General features: G+C 45.7%; 15 protein-coding genes and 1 pseudogene. 11 read left to right on the top strand and 5 right to left on the bottom strand.

Going from position 1 to position 16,727, the window contains the following annotated elements; all coding sequences use genetic code 11:
• On the bottom strand, nt 1–709 hold a 709-nt coding region (locus H740_RS02515; RefSeq protein ID WP_002950993.1), incomplete at its 3' end, for a YaaA family protein.
• Nucleotides 710–829: 120 nt separating this feature from the next.
• On the opposite strand from H740_RS02515, the gene H740_RS02510 reads away from it, so the two are divergent.
• From H740_RS02510 to H740_RS02500, 3 genes and pseudogenes are all read left to right on the top strand, one after another.
• The gene (locus H740_RS02510) at nt 830–3,076 is read left to right on the top strand and encodes a flagellin N-terminal helical domain-containing protein (protein ID WP_002950992.1); all 2,247 of its coding nucleotides are present in this window, start codon (nt 830–832) and stop codon (nt 3,074–3,076) included.
• A gap of 819 nt (nt 3,077–3,895) precedes the next feature.
• Nucleotides 3,896–5,359 (top strand): annotated as a pseudogene (locus H740_RS02505) (DNA translocase FtsK); the annotation flags it as partial.
• Between the two features lie 116 nt (nt 5,360–5,475).
• Nucleotides 5,476–6,171 carry a hypothetical protein gene (locus H740_RS02500; protein ID WP_002950990.1) on the top strand — a complete coding sequence of 232 codons (696 nt, stop codon included), beginning with the start codon at nt 5,476–5,478 and terminating at the stop codon, nt 6,169–6,171.
• 185 nt (nt 6,172–6,356) lie between these two features.
• On the opposite strand, the gene H740_RS02495 is transcribed toward H740_RS02500, so the two are convergent.
• The 3 genes from H740_RS02495 to H740_RS02485 all read right to left on the bottom strand — a co-directional run bounded on the left by H740_RS02495 (nt 6,357) and on the right by H740_RS02485 (nt 9,942).
• On the bottom strand, nt 6,357–7,595 hold the full coding sequence (locus H740_RS02495) for an ArsS family sensor histidine kinase (RefSeq protein WP_002950989.1): 1,239 nt from the start codon (nt 7,593–7,595) through the stop codon (nt 6,357–6,359).
• Between the two features lie 16 nt (nt 7,596–7,611).
• Nucleotides 7,612–8,304, bottom strand: coding sequence for a response regulator transcription factor (locus tag H740_RS02490; RefSeq protein WP_002950985.1), 693 nt, complete (start codon nt 8,302–8,304; stop codon nt 7,612–7,614).
• Between the two features lie 222 nt (nt 8,305–8,526).
• Nucleotides 8,527–9,942, bottom strand: coding sequence for a Do family serine endopeptidase (locus tag H740_RS02485; protein WP_002950984.1), 1,416 nt, complete (start codon nt 9,940–9,942; stop codon nt 8,527–8,529).
• Nucleotides 9,943–10,116: 174 nt separating this feature from the next.
• Between H740_RS02485 and H740_RS02480 the strand changes: the two genes are divergently transcribed.
• The 4 genes from H740_RS02480 to H740_RS02465 all read left to right on the top strand — a co-directional run bounded on the left by H740_RS02480 (nt 10,117) and on the right by H740_RS02465 (nt 13,509).
• Nucleotides 10,117–11,007 carry a DnaJ C-terminal domain-containing protein gene (locus tag H740_RS02480; RefSeq protein WP_002950983.1) on the top strand — a complete coding sequence of 297 codons (891 nt, stop codon included), beginning with the start codon at nt 10,117–10,119 and terminating at the stop codon, nt 11,005–11,007.
• 1 nt (nt 11,008) lies between these two features.
• Entirely contained in the window at nt 11,009–11,386 is a 378-nt protein-coding gene (locus tag H740_RS02475) for a heat shock protein transcriptional repressor HspR (RefSeq protein ID WP_002950982.1), read from the top strand.
• A 124-nt stretch (nt 11,387–11,510) separates the two neighbouring features.
• The gene (locus H740_RS02470) at nt 11,511–12,956 is read left to right on the top strand and encodes a potassium/proton antiporter (RefSeq protein ID WP_002950981.1); all 1,446 of its coding nucleotides are present in this window, start codon (nt 11,511–11,513) and stop codon (nt 12,954–12,956) included.
• Between the two features lie 208 nt (nt 12,957–13,164).
• On the top strand, nt 13,165–13,509 hold the full coding sequence (locus H740_RS02465; protein WP_156318383.1) for a hypothetical protein: 345 nt from the start codon (nt 13,165–13,167) through the stop codon (nt 13,507–13,509).
• Nucleotides 13,510–13,694: 185 nt separating this feature from the next.
• Here the strand turns inward: H740_RS02465 and H740_RS02460 are convergent, their stop codons facing one another.
• Nucleotides 13,695–14,966 (bottom strand): O-acetylhomoserine aminocarboxypropyltransferase/cysteine synthase family protein, encoded by a 1,272-nt coding sequence (locus H740_RS02460; protein ID WP_002950977.1) that lies wholly within the window; start codon nt 14,964–14,966, stop codon nt 13,695–13,697.
• Nucleotides 14,967–15,045: 79 nt separating this feature from the next.
• On the opposite strand from H740_RS02460, the gene H740_RS02455 reads away from it, so the two are divergent.
• From H740_RS02455 to H740_RS02440, 4 genes are all read left to right on the top strand, one after another.
• Nucleotides 15,046–15,378: a hypothetical protein gene (locus tag H740_RS02455; RefSeq protein ID WP_002950975.1), complete on the top strand. Its 333-nt coding sequence runs from the start codon at nt 15,046–15,048 to the stop codon at nt 15,376–15,378.
• On the top strand, nt 15,375–15,998 hold the full coding sequence (locus H740_RS02450) for an HAD family hydrolase (RefSeq protein WP_002950973.1): 624 nt from the start codon (nt 15,375–15,377) through the stop codon (nt 15,996–15,998). Before H740_RS02455 ends, H740_RS02450 begins: the two co-directional genes overlap by 4 nt.
• 90 nt (nt 15,999–16,088) lie before the next feature.
• Nucleotides 16,089–16,346: a DUF2018 family protein gene (locus H740_RS02445; protein WP_002950971.1), complete on the top strand. Its 258-nt coding sequence runs from the start codon at nt 16,089–16,091 to the stop codon at nt 16,344–16,346.
• Nucleotides 16,339–16,727: hypothetical protein (locus H740_RS02440; protein WP_002950969.1), on the top strand; the 389-nt coding region annotated here is incomplete at its 3' end. The genes H740_RS02445 and H740_RS02440, both read left to right, overlap by 8 nt.

Here is a 16,727-nt window from a genome sequence, read left to right as displayed (position 1 = left end):
TTAGTCCTGTTTTTTTAACGTCTATGAGGCGCAAATTTTCTATATCCATTTTACAAAGTTCGCCAAAATTTTTTACTTGGTTTTTAGCAACCTGCCTCAAAACTATCCCGCGGTATGCTTTGGCGTAGTGGCTGACGACTTTGCCGTTTTTTAGAAATTTAAAGGTCGCAAACGGTTTTTGTATGCGGTAAAATTTCTCGTAAAACTCGGCTCTAAGGTCTAAAATATCGTCATCTCCTAGCCACTCATCTATTTCGTCGCTAAAATTTTGCCTATAAAATTCCTCCAAATTTAACCCGTTTATGCGCTCACCTTGCTTTAGTTTGTATTCTGGTAGCGCATCTGCCGCCGTTACGGGGCCGAATAAATTTGAAAAAATCAGCGTATTTTTATCTATAAACTCCTGCGCCGCGTTATCAAGGCTGCGGTAGTCAAGGTGCTTGTAGGCAACTCCGTCGTAGCGCAGGATGGCCTTTACCGCGCCTTTTTTAAATAAGCTTTCGCGCAAACTCGGCTCGTCGGTCAAATTTTTAACTCCAAAAAGTTTTGAGATCTTTTCAACGGTAGCCGTTTGTAAAAAATCATCATAAATTTTTAAAATTTCGCACCGCTTTTTATATAAATTTGGAAAAATAAAGGCGTCCTTATCTATAAATTTATTTGGACTCACGGCGGTTTTTGCTTCGCTTGGCGAAAAGAGGATTTTCATTTGTACTCCTTAAATTTGGCAAAATCATATCTAAAACTAAATAAATTTTGAAATTTGACGATATAGCGAGTGGAACTTTATTTGCTTGTAAGAGCTTGATTAAATTTAAGGAAAAACTCAATGAGAATGACGAATCAGTTGATGAAATTTATGAACAACTACGACTATCAGACTAATATGAAAGCGCTTTACAAGCTAAATAACCAAATGTCAACCGGTCTAAAAATCCAAAATTCTTTCGAGGACAGCAGCGTCTATAACGACGGCATGAGGCTTGATTACGAGGTTGCTACGCTTGAGCAGGTGCAAACCGCGACGTCGAAAGCGCAGCACTTTTCAAAAAATACAGATAAGGCTTTGGGTGAATTTAAGCAGCAGCTTGAGGCTTTTAAAACAAAGCTGGTTCAAGGCGCCAATGAAATCCACTCCAAAACCTCGCGCGAAGCCATCGCAAACGACCTTCAGGGTATCAAAAATCACCTGGTAAATATCGCAAATACCTCGATCAACGGGCAGTTTTTGTTTTCTGGAAGCGCGATAAATACAAAGCCTATAAACGGCGAAACAAATGAATACTACGGCAATGCGCAGGCGATGAAAACGGTAGGCGGAGCCCAGGTAAATTTGACCTACAATCAAAACGGACAGGAGCTGTTTTTGGGCAAGGACGGCGATTATAATAAAAAAGTCACCTCCAACACTATGCTAAAAGCTCAAAATTTGGACGACAGAAACAAGACCGTTTATATCGATAGCGAACACAAAATGCGCGATTTAATCGGTTTTAAATACGTAAAAGACGAAAAAACTCTAACCAATCAAGATTTCACGGGTACGGGCGTGAGGCGGTTTCAGGACACGACGTTTTTCTTGCAGGGTAAAAAGCCAAACGGTACGAGCTTTACGAGCAAATTTAAGATGACTTCGGACGCCTCGATAAACGATCTGCTTGAAAAAATCGGTACTGAGTACGGCAACACTCCGACTAATAAAGTCGTCGAGGTAACGATAAACAACCAAGGCCAAATCAACGTAAAAGACCTAAGTAAAGGCAATCAGGTTATTGATTTTCATATGGTAGCGGCGACGAAAAAGGTGGCAAATGCCGGCGCTCTAGCAGGCGGTATAGCAGGAGCCTCTAGCGCGTTTGACACAGTAGATAGCCTAACTAGCGGCGCAAACTCACTCGAAGCTATGGTGCGAGCAAACCCCGACGACTATGAAATCACGGAATTTGTAAAAAGCAAATACGAAGACCTGGGCGGAGCCGTTACAAACGCCTACGACTACGACAAGATAAACTTTAAACAAGAGGGTAGAAATTTAATAGGCACCGTATCGCAAGTAGAACGGGGTAGCGGTAAATTTGCCGACGATAACACGACTCTAAGCCAAGTCGTGGCTTCAAAAGAACTGTATCCTGGCGAAAGAGACAAATACGATATAAACGACCAAGCCCTAAAAATGCAGATCAAATCTAAAAGCGGCGGAGACTATAAAGTGGACGTGCTTTTCGGTACCGCCGTACCTCCTGCGACCTCAGGCAATGCGCGGGTAAATATAACAAGGCCTGATGGCACCACATATACGACCGAGGTTTGGGATAGCTTTTATAACGACACTACAAACCCGCCGACTACCGAGGGTAGAACTACCCAGTCAAAAAATATGACCTTTAGGCAGCTAAACGATATCATCGGCATGGTCGCTAGCGATAGCGTCCCTACAGGCGCCGGCGGCAATACGCAAGCTGACTATGTCGCCTATAAGCAAGCCATCGCAAATTCTCAAGGTAGCGTCGAGGCAAATATGGATCATAAGGGCCGAATAAAAGTAACCGACAAGCAAAATGCCGTCACTCCGATAAAGGTTGGAATTTACGACGAGGCAAATTCTGATCAATTTTATGGAGATAGCACCGGCACGACTCCTGCGACTACGCAAGGAGACGGCTCGCTGTGGAGCTTTTCGGCAAACAACGGCGTCGAGATAGATAGCCCGAGCGTGGATATTTTTGATGACTTAGATAGGATGATAGAGGCTGTGAGAAGCGGTCAGTACCGCGCCGACAGCGAGGGCGAGCATCCGCGCAACTCAGGCATCCAAGGCGCGATCGAGAGGATAGACCACATCGCCGATCACGTGAGTAAAATCCACACCAAGGTAGGCGCTCAAAGCGCGGCGCTAGCGGACACTAACACTCGCGCCAGCATCATGGAGGTAAATGTAAAAACCGTCAAGGCCGACATCACAAACGCCGACTACGGCGAGACCTATATGAACCTCATGCAAAAAATGATGTCGTATCAGGCGATGTTGCAGTCCGTGGCGAAGATAAATCAGCTCTCGTTATTAAACTATATGTAAAAACTCGCTATAATCTACCGTTTTATTAAAGTTTCGTTATCAAAGCGGGCGGAGCGAAAGTGGGGTCAAATTTGATAAATTCGGCCCAAATTTCGCGCTCTCGCAAATTTAAATTTACTAAATTTAAAAGGACGCGCCATTTTAAGAGAATCGGTTTTAGTCGTAGTCGTTTGTTTTTTGATATTTTTCGGGATCGCCACCATCGCGCCTGCGGCAAATTTCGTCGGTAGCTTCGGCAATGCGATCGGGCTTTGGAACTTCAAGCTTTTTGGCTTTATAGCTTACGTTTATCCTTTTGTTTTTATATTTTTTGCGTATTATATTTACAAATATTTTAACGGCTTTAATGCCGAATTTGCCCAGACGACGCTTGGTGTGACACTGCTGTTTTTGGCGTTTTTGATGTTTCAATCAGGCGCGGACGCTAACTACGGCGGACTAGTCGCTAACAGTATAAATGAGGCGCTAAAAGACGTCGCGGGCGTGATAGGCATGTGGGTTTTTATCTTGATGCTTTTTGTGCTTAGCTTTGGTCTCATCGCGCAGGATAACATCATAGCTATCCTAAAAAAGGCTTTCGTCGAATCAAGCGCCAATGAAGATAAATTTGAAAACCCAGCCGAGATTAAGCAAAAATCGCAAAAAAAACCTAGACAAATCAAAAAGCCTAAAGCTCAAAGCGAGTCAAATTTGAGCGAGGAAAACAGCGAAAAGCTAGACGACGAAGACGAGCCGGACGATGAAGACGATGCGCAGGATGAAAGCGAGTCAAATTTAGAAGAAAAAAGTACTACTATAAACGGCGTCGAAATTTTAAATGAAGTCGCCGAAAATAAAAAACTGCTCGAACAAATGGAAAAAGGCAAGGTCGAAAAACCTAAGGATTTTGCGTTGCCGCCGCTTAAATTTTTAGCCGATCCGCCTAAGAGATCAAACAGCGTAAATGAGGCTGAGATCGATCAAAAGATCTCCGATCTGCTCGATAAACTGCGCAAATTTAAAATAGACGGCGACGTCGTGCGCACCTATACGGGTCCGATCGTCACGACGTTTGAGTTTCGTCAGGCGCCGCACATCAAGGTGAGTAAAATTTTAACCCTGCAAGACGACCTCGCGATGGCTCTACGCGCGCAGACTATCCGCATCCAGGCGCCGATACCTGGCAAAGACGTCGTGGGTATCGAAGTGCCTAACAAAAACATCGAAACCGTCTATCTAAAAGAAATTTTAGATAGCGAAGTTTTTAAAAACTCGAGCAGTCCGCTAACTATCGCGCTAGGCAAGGATATCGTCGGCGCGCCCTTTGTCACAGATCTAAAAAAGCTGCCTCACTTGCTAATCGCGGGCACGACGGGCTCGGGCAAGAGCGTAGGTATAAACGCGATGCTACTAAGCCTGCTATATCGCAACAGCCCGCAGACGCTGCGCCTGATGATGATAGATCCAAAGATGCTTGAGTTTAGCATCTACAACGACATCCCGCACCTGCTAACTCCGGTCATCACGCAGGCTAAGCAGGCCATCACTGCGCTATCAAATATGGTCGCCGAGATGGAGCGCCGCTATAAAATAATGAACCATACGCGTACCAAAAACATCGAAAGCTACAACGAAAAAATGAAAGAGGAGGGCGGCGAGCAGCTCCCGTACATCGTCGTTATCATCGACGAGCTAGCAGATCTCATGATGACTAGCGGCAAGGACGTGGAGCTGTACATCGGGCGCCTGGCGCAGATGGCTAGGGCCAGCGGCATACATCTCATCGTAGCCACCCAGCGCCCGAGCGTAGACGTCGTGACGGGGCTAATCAAGGCAAATTTACCTAGCCGCATCAGCTACCGCGTTGGTCAGCGTATCGATAGTAAGGTGATCCTGGATCAAATGGGCGCGGAGAGTTTGCTAGGACGCGGCGATATGCTATTTACGCCTCCGGGAAGCCCCGGCGTCATCAGACTGCACGCGCCGTTTGCTAGCGAAAAAGAGATCGACACTATCGTAAATTTCCTAAAAGCACAGCAAGAAGTGGTCTACGACGAGAGATTTTTAGCCGAGGAGGGCGCTAGCGGCGGTGCGGGCGCAGGCTCCGGCGCCGTAGCAGGCGAGCTAGACGAGCTCTACGAAGAGGCCAAAGAGATCGTGTTAAGCGAGCAAAAAACCTCGATCAGTTATCTACAACGCCGCCTAAAAATCGGCTACAACCGCGCAGCTACGATCATCGAGCAAATGGAGCAAATGGGCGTGCTAAGCCCGATGAACGCAAAAGGGCAGAGGGATATTTTGTAAATTTGGCTCAAATTTGCGAGCGAATACCGGCCATATCTAGCTAGGCGACAGATCACGTTTGAGCGCGGCGAGGTTGTTGTTTTTACTCGCTAAATTTACGCAGGCAAAGGAACTAAATGCAAACGGACGCTTTTGGCTGGCTAAAATTTGAGCTCTGCGAATACCTAAGGCTCTATGATGCCGGGCTAAAAAAGCGAGCGAACGAGCATCTAAAGGGCACTGTGAGTAAATTTAAAAGCGAGTTCAGCCAGACGCAGCGTGACTGTGCGCTAGATGAGCTTTGCCGCGAAATTTTAGACGAAAATAAAAGCGAGCTAAAAAATCTAAAAAACCGCGGCAACGGCGAACTGCCATTTGAGCTGGGAGAGCTAGTCGGCGAGTATCTAAAAGGGCGCTGTGACGCAGGCGAGATGTCGCATCTGTGCTGGGCGCACCAGATATGCACGCGCGGCTTGCGGGAGCTTGATAGGAATGAGCTTTTGCGCCGTGCATACCGCCATGAGCATTGCGACGCACGAACCGTGGAGCTATACTTTTGCATGCTACTAGACGCGCTAGACCGGGGTGCGCACCACTTTCCAGAGGTCTGCCTGATAGAGTGCGCATACTACGAGCAGCTAACCCGCGAAGCCTGCGACGTAAGAGAAAAGCACGAGATAAGCGTGCGGCTAAATTTAGAATTTGAATACTTGATAAAGCTTTACGAGTGCTATTTTGAGTTTAAATCTCGCGGCGGCGAGGTTGGTTTTTACGCGCTGTGCGAAAAGGCGGGGCTAAATTTTGCGCCTATAAAGTCTTTTTATTATGAGTAGCGAGCGGTCGCTAAAATTGACTATAAATTTGAAACAAGCGCCAAATTTGTAGCTCAAAATTTGGCGTTTAGTTAGTCGCAAACGATACGCTGAATTTTAAAATTTAAGCAAATGTGGCTCGGTTTAAATTTTGGTTCAAATTTACCCCGCGTGCCGCAAATTTAGCAAAATGCTCAAATTCACGCCTATGCTGCGATATTTTGCAGATTTTCAAAGCTAAATACGTTTAGCCCGTTTTTGTACTCGTAGCTTAGAGTTAGCTTGTGAGCTTTGATTATGTTTTCGACGATGTAGAGCCCCAGACCAAAGCTCTTTTGCGCACTTTCGCCCTTAGTAAAAGGCTCGACGTAGTGGCGCAGCTCCTTTGATAACCGCTCGCCCTCGTTGATAAATTTGATCGACTCGCGCGTGATAGTGATATTTACGTGCTTGTTGGGGGAGTATTTTAGCGCATTATCGATCATATTTTTGACGGCTATCGCTAGCAGCTTAAAGTCTGCGTTTAGGTTCACGTCCTCTAGTTTGCTGATCGTGACCTGTCCGGGATCTACCATCGCGATATCCAAAGCCTCGTCGATGACGTCGTCGATACGGCAAATTTTGGTGTTATTTAGCGCGATGTTTGACGTGACTTGCTCGACAGCGGCAAATTCGTTTATGAGATTTTCGAGTTTTATAAACACAGATACTAGCCGCTCCTGGTTTTTGCTTTTTTCGATCATTTCGGCAGCTAGGCGGCCTTTGGTGATCGGGGTTTTTAGTTCGTGCATTATGTTTCTTAAAAACAGCTTGCGTGACGCGTTTAAATTTTTGATCTGACAAACCGCGTCGTAAAATGCCTCCGCAACCTCGGAAATTTCGTCATTACCGCTACTTACGTTTTGCACCTCGTCGATCTCGCCCGCGGCAAATTTAGCTATCTGGCGCTTTAGTTTTCTTAGCGGTTTTAGCTTCCTGATAACAAAAACGTAAGCAGCAAGAAGTATGATCGCGACTAACAAAAAGATGATCTTGATGATGTCGTAGCGGTATGGCTGGTAGTCGTTATCCTTTAAAAGTAGGACTTTATCTACGTGCTGGACTTTGAGGTAGTGGTGATTTTGATAGATCATGATGGCGCTAGAGCCGATGTCTGCAGAGATTTCCTCAAGCACGTTTGCGTTTGCCAGGATTTCCTCTTTTTGCTGTTCGTTTGTGATCTCAGGCATCTTAAAGTCGCCCGTTTGACGCTCGTACTCTTTTTCGTTTATGATACCGCTCATCAAAAAGAGCTGATTTCTAGCGATCGTGGAGTATTTGGCGTTTAGCTCGCGCGCGTAGTTTTGCTTGTCGTAGTCCATCAGCCACAAAAACGCGAGAAATATGCTCGTAAGCGCAAGTGCAAAGATAAAAGTGATAGTGTAAAAAACCGATGAGCGTTTCATTTGCAGGCTTTAAAATTTACTGCATCAGTTTGTAGCCGATGCCGCGGATAGCATGGATGTACTTTGGCTCTTTCGGGTCGTCGCCTAGCTTGCCTCTGATGCGGCCGATGATGACGTCGATGCTCTTGTTTGTCGAGTCCTCGCTGATGCTCGCGCAGTTGTAGATAAACTCCTCGCGCGTGATGGCGCCACCTTCTTTTTGTAGCATGTATTTTAGGATGTCGTACTCGGCCGCGGTCAAATTTAACGGCTCGCCTTTTAGCGTGATGACGTGTTTTAAATCATCTACCGCGATGTCTTTTTCGCGCGCAGGCTCTTTTGCACTGCTTAAATTTGCGCCCGCTACAGTGCTTTGGCGGCGCAGATGACTTTTGATACGAGCTAGCAGCTCCTGCGGGTCGTATGGCTTTGGTAGATAGTCGTCAGCGCCGTTGTCTAGGGCATTTACTTTGTCGGTGATGTCGTGGCGCGCGCTTGAGATGATGATAGGCACGTCGTGGCGCTTGCGGATCTCTTTGCATACTTCTAGGCCGTCGAGTCCCGGTAGCGTGAGATCTAGGATTACGAGGTCAAATTTTTCTACGTTTAGCGTCGAAAGCCCGATATATGGCTCCTCCGCCGTCGTTACGCTCATATCGCTTTTTGCTAAAAACTCAGTCAAAATTTCAGCTAGCTCTAAATCATCTTCTATCATCAGAATTTTTATCATTTTATGTCCTTTTGGGGATTATAGCGAGTTTTGACTAAATTTTTAATGGCGGCCGCGGCTTATTTTTTGTTGCGTTACGCTTATAGCTTGCAGACGAGCGCTTTTTTAAGCTTGGTTAAATTTAATCAGGTCAAATTTAAAATGATAGAATGTCAAATTTGATTGGTAAAATTTAGAAAATTTAAAAGAAAAGGCGCAGTTTCCCGCGCCTTAGAGTAGAAATTATTTTATAACAAGACCTTGGAAAAGTCCGCCGCGATTAACCCAAACGAGCGTCTTTTTGCCTTTTGCGCTTGCTAGGGCTTTGTTAAAGTCATCCATATTTTTGATATTTTCCTCGGCGATTTGGATGATGATGTCACCTTTTTCAAAGCCGATTTTCTCGGCATTTGAGCCTGCTTTTACGTCAGTTACCAGGATGCCCGCTGCGTCCGCAGGTAGGCGGTATTTATATCTTGCGTTGTCGTCGATAGCTGTGACGCTAAGACCCTCGATCGCCGTGCCGTTTTTTGCCGCCGGAGCGCTTGATTTTGCGTTTGCGTTAGCTAGTTTTATCTTGGCGGTTTCGATTTTACCGGAGCGCTCGTAGGTTAGCGTGATCTCTTTGTTTGGAGCCAGTGAGCCGATGAGGTTTTTTAGGTCGTTAGCGTTTTTGATCTCTTTATCGTCGATTTTGATGACCAGATCGCCTCGTTTTAGTCCTGCGACATCGGCAGGGAGGCCGCTTTCTACGCTACTAATGAGCGCGCCTTCTTTGTTTTTATAGATCTCTTTTTGCTCTTCGTTGAGATTTGCTATCATCACGCCGATATATCCGCGCTCGATCTTGCCGTCTTCGATGAGTTTTTTGGCGATATCTTTAGTCATATTTGACGGGATGGCAAAGCCGATGCCGTTGTTTCCGCCGCTGCGGCTAAGTATGGCCGAGTTTATGCCGACTAGATAGCCGCGGCTATCGACTAGCGCGCCGCCTGAGTTACCCGGGTTTATCGAGGCGTCTGTCTGGATGAAATTTTCATATTGATTTAGTCCAATGTTGTCTTTGTTTAGGCCTGAAACTATGCCCTGAGTGATGCTACCGCCCACGCCGAAAGGATTTCCGATGGCAAATACGATATCGCCTTCCATTAGTTTAGCCGAGTCGGCAAACGGTATGGCTTTTAGCTCTTTGGCGTCGATTTTGATGATAGCTAGGTCGGTTTTTGGATCGGTACCGATGATTTTAGCTTTATACTCTTTGTCGCTATCTAGCAGCGTGACTACGATCTCGTCGCTATCTTCTACGACGTGGTTGTTTGTTACGATGTAGCCGTCGCTAGATATGACGACGCCAGATCCCAGCGAGCTACTTTTTTGTTTTTCTTGAGGGATGTTAAACTGAAATCCAAAAAAGTCCTTGAAAAACGGATCGCTAAACATATCGTTCATATCTGCAACGTTGTTGCTGACGGTTTTTGTGGTGGAGATATTTACTACCGATTTTTTAGCGTCGGCGATGGAGCTATTGTAGGAGAGGACGACGTTTTTATTAAATTCGGGATTTATTCTAGTAAAATCCTCTGCCGGTTCGTTAAAATTTATACTTGCGGCAAAAATTGCGCAAGACGTAGCCAAAGATAATACGGTTATCTTTTTCATTGCTTTTCCTTTTGGATGAAATTTTTCAAAGCGCGATTATATGGCGCTAAGCTCAATGTAAAGTTAATTATTCTTTAAGCCGTTTAAAATTATTTTATTTACTATACTTGATTGACATACGCTAAAGCTTTATGCTATAATCGCTATAAAATTAATTGACTAGAAGGACATAATATGAGCAATAGTCTTTACGAAACGTTAGGGGTGTCCGAAAAGGCCACTAGCGACGAGATCAAAAAGGCCTATCGTAGGCTGGCTCGCAAGTACCACCCCGATATTAACAAAGACCCGGGCGCGGAGGATAAATTTAAGGAGATAAACGCCGCGTATGAAATTTTAAGCGACGAAAAAAAGCGCGCGCAGTACGACAGACACGGCGACGCGATGTTCGGCGGGCAAAATTTCCACGACTTTGCGAGCAGCTCGGGTATGGGAAATTTGGACGAAATTTTAAAAAATATCTTCGGCGGCGGCTTTAGCGGTAGCGCTAGCGGTTTTGGCAGTTTTTCTAGCAGAGGCGGTTTTAGCGGCTTTAGGCAGACGGGCGGATTTGGCGGCTTTGAGGACGATGAGGATCTGGACTCGCGAGCAAAAGTAACTATTCCGTTTGACGTAGCGGTAAAAGGCGGCGAGCACTCGATAAATTTTAATGGCGAAAACATCAAAATAAAAATCCCAAACGGCATAAATAACGGCGAAAAGCTACGCATAAAAGGCAAGGGTAGCGGCGGACGCGGAGATCTGATCCTAACCGTAAATATCGCGCCTAGCGACGAGTACGAAAGGGACGGCGATGATCTATATAAAGACGTGCTAATTCCTCTAAAAACGATGATGTTTGGCGGCAAGATTGAGGTAAAAACGCCTAAAAAAGACGTCACGATAAAAATAGCCGAAAACTCAAAATCGGGGCAAAAAATCAGACTCAAAGGATACGGCGTGCAAAATAGAAAAAGCGGGATATTTGGCGATCTGTACCTGCGAGCGCGCGTGTCTTTGCCGGACGTAAATGCCCTAGACAGCGAACTAGCCGAGCTTATGAAGCAAAAACTCCCGGAGGCATAAGATGAAACAATACGAAGAACCGGTCTATCTAATAAGCGTCGTAGCTAAGGTGCTCTCTATACACCCGCAGACGCTGCGCCAATACGAGCGCGAGGGGCTGCTAGAGCCGTCAAGAACCGAGGGTAAAATGCGCCTTTACTCCGAAAAAGATATGGACCGCATCAAGATGATACTACGTCTAACGCGCGATCTTGGCGTAAATTTAGCAGGCGTGGATATCATCTTGCAGCTAAAAGATCAGATCGAGCAGTCTGAGGCCGCGATAAGGCAGATGAAAGAGGAACTGGCTAAAATGGAGCAGGGCGGCGTGCCGTCCAAAAAAGCTCTGGTAAAGCGCAAAAGTAGCTTTGATCTCATCTTTTACGATGATAAAAATTAATCCTTTTTATCGTTTAAAAAGGTAAAATCGGGTAAAATTTACCTATAAAACGCGCCGAATTTGAGGCTATTAGGGCGCTAAATTTAGCCTTAAATTTGTTCGCTTTGAACCCAAATGAGGCACAATGTTAGAAACTTTTTTACTATTTTTCTCTATCCTACTTATCGCTTGTATCGTCTCTAGCAAGGTTTCAGATAGATTCGGCGTTCCGTCGTTAGTCGTTTTTTTAGCAGTCGGCATGCTCGCAGGCTCGGACGGACTACTGGGGCTTGATTTTGATAATCGCCAAATCGCCCAAGACGTGGGCACTATCGCACTTATTTTTATACTTTACGCGGGCGGTCTTGATACGAATCTAAAATCTATCCGCCCCGTCATGGTAAACGGTATCATCCTAGCTACTCTTGGCGTCGTGCTTACTGCTGGCATGATAGCCGTGCTGGTAAAATACCTACTAGGTCTTGACTGGCTAGAGGCTTTGCTTTTTGGCTCTATCATCTCCTCGACCGATGCTGCTGCGGTGTTTGCGATACTAGGAGCAAAGGAAATTTCGCTGCGAAACAACATCCGTCCGCTTCTGGAGCTAGAGTCCGGATCAAACGACCCGATGGCGATTTTTTTAACCGTCACGATACTACAAATCATCTCCATAGCTACGATTCCTAGCGTTCCCGACGTTGCGCTAACGTTAGTAAAGCAGTTTTTGCTAGGCGGGCTGATGGGATATATGTTCGGCGTCGCGCTACCGGGGCTTTTTAACCGCCTTAGGCTTGAGTACTGGGGACTTTACCCCGTGTTTTCGATGGCTTGGGTGATGCTTTTATACGTGCTAGCGGGTAAAGTCGGTGGCAACGGCTTTCTTGCCGTATATATCGCGGGAATGTTTATAAATAAAAAAGAGTTCGCGCATAAGAAAAATTTGATCGGTTTTCACGATGGTATCGCGTGGACGATGCAGATCGTTATCTTTTTGACGCTCGGACTTTTGGTAAATCCATCTCAGCTGCCTGCCGTCGCGCTTGCAGGCGCCGTGGTCGCTTTTTGGATCATGTTCATCGCGCGTCCTATGGGCGTTTTTCTCTCGCTTTTGCTCTCTAGATATAACGTCAAAGAAAAGATATTTATCTCGTGGGTCGGGCTTCGAGGCGTCGTTCCTATCGTACTTGCGACCTATCCGTTCGGCGCAAATTTGCCAAATTCGGAGCTCATTTTTAACACGATATTTTTCGTCGTGTTCGTCTCTATCATCATCCAGGGCATGACGCTGGAAAAGGCCGCGCAAAAATGCGGCGTCAAAGAAGATGTTGTAGCAGAAGAGGTCGAGATGTCGAACTTACCGATCTTTTACCATACTTTGCGCCAGCACACTATACGCTTTGACTCCGAAGTCGTGGGCAAAAACCTAGCCGAGCTCGAGCTTCCTAGCGACTTTTTGGTGCTACTCATCAAGCGCAAGGGCGAATACATCAAACCTACCGGCTCATCGGTATTTGAGGAGGGCGACTTGCTGCTCATTCAGTGCGAGGACGAGAACAAATACAACGAAACCTTAAAGACTTTTACGGCGTAAATTTGCCGCCGTTTGCGTAAAATTTAAATAAAGAAAAGGAGCAAAAATGAAAGCTATAGTATTGATTATAACATTATTCTTAAGTATGTTAAATTTAAATGCTTATGAAATAAATTCTGATGTTTTTAGAAAAGAAAAAAATAATACAATTAAAGAAAAAGTTGATTGTGATGACCCAAAAAATAGACCTAATTATATTGGGGGGGTAATGATAAGTGGTAAAAAAGAGTGTTTAGTAAATTCAGGGTCTAAAGAAAAAGTTAAACGTAGTTTTGACGGCACTATCGGACGCAACCCAATAACGGGCAAGGTAACGTCAAAGGCGGAGCTTGCGGGCGCTGATAATCCTACAATGAATTTAGAAACCGCGCAGATGAATTTCGGCAAAGCGGAGCAGGCGCTAAAAGACGCTGAAGAGGCTTACGAGGGCGACCGCAGCGTTAAGAATTCCCGCCGCGTCGATAAGGCGCGTAAAGCGTTTAAGCAGGCGCAGCTAGACTTAGAGGCGGCGGAAGAGATAAAAGAAAAAGCCGATAGGAAAAAGGACAAGTAGCCTGCTCAAATTTGAGTTTGGACGAGCCAAGGATCAAGAGGGAAGCCCTCTTGATCAAATTTAACAATCTAGCGCTTAACCCCAAGGCGGTGAAACCGCCGAAGGGGTATATTTGAATTTAGCTTAAATTTAGCCGAATTTGTATTTCAAATTTAACCTTTTTGTATTTCAAATTTAACCTTATTCTACTCCAAAGCCTGCGCCAGATCGGCGATGAGGTCGTCCGCGTTTTCTAGGCCGACGCTTATTCTGATTAGCTCCTTTGTTATGCCCGCTTTTATTAGCTCTTCGCTCGAGAGCTGCTGATGCGTAGTGGAGGCCGGATGCGTGATGAGCGACTTTGAGTCGCCGATATTTACGACGATTTTAAAGAGCTTTACCTTGCCCAGCATCTTTACGGCGCGCTCATAGCTATCGGTTTCAAAGCACATTAGCCCGCTAGCCATGCCGCCAGCAAAGTATTTTTGCGCTTTTTCGTGCTCGGGATCGCTTTTTAGCGCAGGGTAGGTCACGCGTTTTACGTATTTGTGCGAGTTTAAAAACTCGGCGATCTTGCGCGCATTTTGCGAGTGTCTCTCGATACGCACACTTAATGTCTCAAGCCCCTGGATGAGCTGCCAAGAGTTAAAAGGCGAGATCGTAGCGCCTATGTCGCGCACCAAAGCCACCCTCATGCGCAGCGTGTAGATGTCGAATTTATCCGCCATCTGCGCATAAACTAGCCCATGATAGCTCTCGTCAGGCTCGTTAAAGTGCGCGTATCTGGCGTTGCCGACTAGCTTGGCGTTTAAATTTTTGCTAGCTACGACTGCGCCCGCTAGGCTTAGGCCCTGGCCGCAGATATATTTGCTCGCGCTATGCACGACGACGTCTACGCCGTGATTTAGCGGTTGGAAAATAATCGGCGTAGGCACGGTGTTATCGGCGATCGTCACGACGCCGTGCTTGTCCGCTATCTCGACGATTTTTTTAAAATTCGGGATTGCGATTTGCGGGTTTGATAGCGTCTCGAAAAATATCGCGCGCGTTTTGTCGTCGATCAAATTTTCAAGATCGTCTGCGCAGTCGCTATCAAACACCCGCGCCTCGATACCGAAACGCTTAAGCGTATGCATGAAAAGAACCATCGTGCCGCCGTAAATTTTCTTTGCCACGACGATGTTATCGCCGACTGCGGCTAAATTTGCGATCGAGTAAAAAATCGCCGCCTGACCGCTGGCTGTCACGATAGAGGCCGAACCCTCCTCGAGCGCGGCTATACGGCTCTCTAGTACGTCCGTAGTCGGGTTGCCCAGCCTCGTGTAGATGTGGCCCGAGTCTTCTAGCGCAAATCTCGCCGCAGCCGCCTCGGCGCTACCAAAATCATAAGCCGTAGTCTGGTAAATCGGCACCGCCATGGCGCCGGGGCCAGCCTTGGTGTCGTAGCCGTAGTGCGTGGCGATCGTCTCTTTTTGCATTTTTTCTCCTTGTAAAATTTGCGCGCATTATAACCGCTAAAAGTTTAAATTGGTATAATTGGGCTTTTGAAAGGAAAAAATGGCTGAACAAAACGACAAATTTAAGCGCGTAAAATACCTGCGCGGCTTGGAAAAATTCGCAAAAGCGGCGATTAGCGCGCTAAAAAGAGAGGATTTTAACGAGGACGAATTTCGCGCTAGGGTGGGCAAAAATGCCGAAATTTTACGCAAGATCGAGCCGGTTTTTTTAGATAACGCCTACTCGAAATCTCTTGAAAATTTCGTAAATTTAGTCGTAAAGGGCGGCGAGAGAGCCGAGCTAATAGCCTGCGCCAACACGCTAGAAAAGCTAAAAAATCAAAAAACGTATAAAAAAGAAAAACATAGAAAAAAATATAAGGATGAAGAGTGAAATGCGTGATATTTGACATGGACGGCACGCTCATAGATAGCGCAAAAGCGATCTGCGAGACGGTAAACGAGGTGCGGCGCGAGCTGGGGCTTCGTGGCGATCTGGCGGCGGAGTTTATCGTAAAGGCTATAAACGAGCCGGGGCGAAATTTGGGGCTTGATTTTTACGGTATCGATAAACCGGATATGAAGTTGCGGGATAACTTTGAAGCTAAATTTAAGAAAAACTACCGCGAATACGCCGCGGCATACGAGGGCGTAGAGGAGCTGCTAGCCGGACTAAAAGAGGCCGGGCATTTCGTCGCTCTAGCTAGCAATGCGCCGCGATATACCTTGGATGAAATTTTACAAAAAAGCGGGATATTTAAATTTTTCGATCTCATAGTAGGAGCGGATGAAAACGTACCTCAAAAACCAGATCCCGCGATGCTAAATTTGATACTAAAATCAGGCGAATTTGATAAAGCGATATTTGTCGGAGATAGTAAAAAAGATGAGCTTGCCGCGCACAATGCGGGTATGAGATATCTAAACGTTTGTTGGGGTTTTGGTAGCCAAAGTCCGAGCTGCGATAATGTCTTTACGGTGGCTGAAGCAGCCCTATATATCGAGAAGTTATAAAAATTTAGCGTATTATAGTGCATATAATTTTAAGTAATATTTTACAAAAAATAATATGTATTTTAAGATTTGCGAAAGGTTTTAAAAATTATGGATTATGATATATTTTCTCAAAGTCCGAGAGAAAAATTCTTTGAAATTTTATTTAACGCGAACAAAAATTTAGTCGAAAACGAGCTTGAAAAGACCTTTGAAAAATTTATCGCGATGAGTGAATTTTGTGAAAAAAACGGCTTTGACGAAACGGCGCAAAATTCGTTTATCTCTCAAAATCAGACCCTTGTAAATGAGCGGCTAAACGACATTTATATCGGGCTTAGTGGGGATATTTTAAGTCAAAATGAGTAAAATAGCCGTTATATTTTCGTTGTTTTTATCGCTGGTTTTCGGCGCGGTAAATTTCGAGGAAGAGCATCTTTTTGAGCTCAAAAAAGACGAGTGGGCGCGGGTTTTCGTAACCAAAAAGGGCACTGACGAGCGCGAGAGCTTTGATTTTCGTTGGACGCTTTTTGATAACACGAACATCATCGTGCATTCGCGTTACCGAAACTATCCTCGCCAGCTTGTTATGTCGCTAAGACGCGGCCTTGAAACCTATAAGCAGACTTTGATACCTGATCTTAAGTTTCCGCCTAGCGACCGCGTCGCGCTTTATCTCGTTTTTGAGGATTTTAAGCAAGGCGTAGCGAAGTTTCGCGTGCTGATAAACGACGACGAACAGCGCGTGGA

The sequence above is a fragment of the Campylobacter showae CC57C genome (assembly GCF_000344295.2).
GTDB lineage: Bacteria > Campylobacterota > Campylobacteria > Campylobacterales > Campylobacteraceae > Campylobacter_A > Campylobacter_A showae_B.
Note: the sequence above shows the minus strand (reverse complement) of the source record. Positions and strands in the feature narration are given on the sequence as shown.

Bases quoted from the DNA above. Each gene is read 5' to 3' on its own strand.
- H740_RS02510 (WP_002950992.1), top strand. From the start codon at position 830: ATGAGAATGACGAATCAGTTGATGAAATTTATGAACAACTACGACTAT.
- H740_RS02500 (WP_002950990.1), top strand. From the start codon at position 5,476: ATGCAAACGGACGCTTTTGGCTGGCTAAAATTTGAGCTCTGCGAATAC.
- H740_RS02495 (WP_002950989.1), bottom strand. From the start codon at position 7,595: ATGAAACGCTCATCGGTTTTTTACACTATCACTTTTATCTTTGCACTT.
- H740_RS02490 (WP_002950985.1), bottom strand. From the start codon at position 8,304: ATGATAAAAATTCTGATGATAGAAGATGATTTAGAGCTAGCTGAAATT.
- H740_RS02485 (WP_002950984.1), bottom strand. From the start codon at position 9,942: ATGAAAAAGATAACCGTATTATCTTTGGCTACGTCTTGCGCAATTTTT.
- H740_RS02480 (WP_002950983.1), top strand. From the start codon at position 10,117: ATGAGCAATAGTCTTTACGAAACGTTAGGGGTGTCCGAAAAGGCCACT.
- H740_RS02475 (WP_002950982.1), top strand. From the start codon at position 11,009: ATGAAACAATACGAAGAACCGGTCTATCTAATAAGCGTCGTAGCTAAG.
- H740_RS02470 (WP_002950981.1), top strand. From the start codon at position 11,511: ATGTTAGAAACTTTTTTACTATTTTTCTCTATCCTACTTATCGCTTGT.
- H740_RS02465 (WP_156318383.1), top strand. From the start codon at position 13,165: ATGATAAGTGGTAAAAAAGAGTGTTTAGTAAATTCAGGGTCTAAAGAA.
- H740_RS02460 (WP_002950977.1), bottom strand. From the start codon at position 14,966: ATGCAAAAAGAGACGATCGCCACGCACTACGGCTACGACACCAAGGCT.
- H740_RS02455 (WP_002950975.1), top strand. From the start codon at position 15,046: ATGGCTGAACAAAACGACAAATTTAAGCGCGTAAAATACCTGCGCGGC.
- H740_RS02445 (WP_002950971.1), top strand. From the start codon at position 16,089: ATGGATTATGATATATTTTCTCAAAGTCCGAGAGAAAAATTCTTTGAA.